Below are 2,022 nucleotides of genomic sequence, written 5' to 3' on the forward strand. Positions count from 1 at the left end.
GAATAAGTGTGACGATATGACGTTAGGAGAAAGGAAGTGTAGATATTTGGGCTAACAGGGTAAGACATAGCCAGCGAAATAAGGGTTATGATATTCACAAATAGGCGCTTGTTAGCGCCTACACGTTATCAAACTTAGGTCATCAAATTCGAATCAATTAATTAATTATCGAAGCTCGTTTAGTCATCGGCTCCGCATTTTGCGCACGCGTCGTACGTTCTCTCGCCTTCGCTAATCACAACATAACTATCGACACAGTTTTCACACAGAGCAAGCTTAGGGTATGCGTCTTTCTGTTTCTTAGCGTTAATGTTGCCTTCGGTTGTGTAATATTTTCGCACTTTGATCGTCTCGATTAAACAAGGTTAAGCATCGATTATATCGACCATTTCCCTACATTGCTCTAAGAGAAATAATCTGCAGCATAACTTGCAAACTTAGTTGTCATCAATGAAAGCGCTTTTCTTGTTACTGTAACGACCTAAGTAGAGAAATAGGATAACTATGGTTCATATATCTCAAGTTTTGCCGCTGATAAATAAGCACCTTAAAGAACTTAAGCCACAAGAAGCCGTTCAATTCAAAACGTATAAAAAAGATCGTGGCTTCATTATTTATTGCCTCAACTCTTCTCAATTTCAAATTGTTGAAAATGGCTTCTGTAACGCTTCGACGGTTCTAGACAGCGCAAAGATACTAAAAAGTGCAAAGAAAGTACTCAAACGGGAGTTTCCCAGAAGCAACAAGGTCTGGGTCGAATACTTCCAGAACCTCGAATCACCGTTTGATATAAAAGCGACCCACTCTATGCAAATGTCTCTGTTTTAATGCCTAAACTGTTCTTGAGTCGCTAATTACCTAGTGACTGAATGTTTGCCTAGTAACAGTGCCCCATTTTGGATCTTGATAACTGTCTTCCTCAAAGTTCCCCGATGTATACTCAGATAGGACATCTCTCCAGAATCGAACAGCGTGATCGGCACCAGCTACTTGTTTAATTTCCCAGCGGCCTTCTAACATCTTAAAGATTTCTGTAATGAACCGTTTACCTGCTTTATTCTTTCGAAAATAAGGTACTACGTAGAAATCACAGACCTCGTAACAGCTATTACCTTCATCAGCAATGGCGGTATGCCCAGCAGGAACGTCATCAATAAACAAAAGGTAACCCGTCRCATTCCCATCAATTTCAGTATCAAGCGGAAATACACCATTTTCATCCGGTTTTTTCTGCATGATTTTGGAGAATTCAGCTTCATAAGCCTGTGCTAAGTTTTTATATATATGCTCGTTATGGCTATCGACTCGAACTATTTTCATTGAATACCTCTAATTAGAATTCGTTTGATCATTGAAAGACGTTGTCGCTACAATGCCATAGAATCACCAACGATATTACATATATTCGCGACTTTCGGTTCGCTCAGTAAACGTAACTTTAAACTCAGTAACGGAGCTCATTAACTCACTATGTGGCGGCTGAACCATATAGCGATCACGTATAATTTTGAATGCGTCGTCCATTTGCCTCTGATCTCTAAAATTGACGGCCATGTGATAATTGGGCATCTCTTCAAAGTTACCTTGGTTTGCTACTTTGTGTACTGCTGCAGATTCGATCAACTTGTCATTAAGCAGCAACTCTGCAAACTCATGCGTTAGCCGCAATACACGGTATTCATCAACCCCATCTTTCACTGTATAAAACACATTGTATGTTTTCATTTTACGTCCTTATAGTTTGGTTGTATTGCTTGCTAGCCCTTACTTCTACTAGGGTTACACTAGCCCGATAATCAACACTGAAACCAAAATACCACTGATAAAACTTGGTGGATGGAAAGGACGTTTATTGCCTTTATAATATTCTCTCGCTAAATCTTCTTGATAGCTTTTAATCGCAAGTTCCTTTACGTAATTGTTTTGCATGGCAGATCTCCTTGTTTATTTCGAACTCACCTTAAAACCTCACGTTAGGTTGAGGTCAAACGTTATTTGATCATTTATCCGCCAAAATAGAGG

Annotated in this window: 5 protein-coding genes; 1 reads left to right on the forward strand and 4 read right to left on the reverse strand. The window is 39.4% G+C overall.

Annotation, left to right across the window (positions count from 1 at the left end; genetic code table 11):
• Positions 1-179 precede the first annotated feature (179 nt).
• Positions 180-341 (reverse strand): hypothetical protein, encoded by a 162-nt coding sequence (locus L4C33_RS21865; protein WP_428814488.1) that lies wholly within the window; start codon positions 339-341, stop codon positions 180-182.
• Positions 342-504: 163 nt separating this feature from the next.
• Between L4C33_RS21865 and L4C33_RS21870 the strand changes: the two genes are divergently transcribed.
• Positions 505-828 carry a hypothetical protein gene (locus tag L4C33_RS21870; protein ID WP_428814489.1) on the forward strand — a complete coding sequence of 108 codons (324 nt, stop codon included), beginning with the start codon at positions 505-507 and terminating at the stop codon, positions 826-828.
• Between the two features lie 30 nt (positions 829-858).
• Here the strand turns inward: L4C33_RS21870 and L4C33_RS21875 are convergent, their stop codons facing one another.
• The 3 genes from L4C33_RS21875 to L4C33_RS21885 form a co-directional block, all read right to left on the reverse strand.
• Positions 859-1,320 (reverse strand): GNAT family N-acetyltransferase, encoded by a 462-nt coding sequence (locus L4C33_RS21875; RefSeq protein ID WP_428814490.1) that lies wholly within the window; start codon positions 1,318-1,320, stop codon positions 859-861.
• Between the two features lie 75 nt (positions 1,321-1,395).
• Positions 1,396-1,725 (reverse strand): DUF6614 family protein, encoded by a 330-nt coding sequence (locus tag L4C33_RS21880; protein ID WP_428814491.1) that lies wholly within the window; start codon positions 1,723-1,725, stop codon positions 1,396-1,398.
• Between the two features lie 54 nt (positions 1,726-1,779).
• Positions 1,780-1,929 carry a hypothetical protein gene (locus L4C33_RS21885; RefSeq protein ID WP_428814492.1) on the reverse strand — a complete coding sequence of 50 codons (150 nt, stop codon included), beginning with the start codon at positions 1,927-1,929 and terminating at the stop codon, positions 1,780-1,782.
• Positions 1,930-2,022 lie beyond the last annotated feature (93 nt).

This window comes from Vibrio makurazakiensis (genome assembly GCF_050337375.1).
Classification (GTDB): Bacteria; Pseudomonadota; Gammaproteobacteria; order Enterobacterales; family Vibrionaceae; genus Vibrio; species Vibrio makurazakiensis.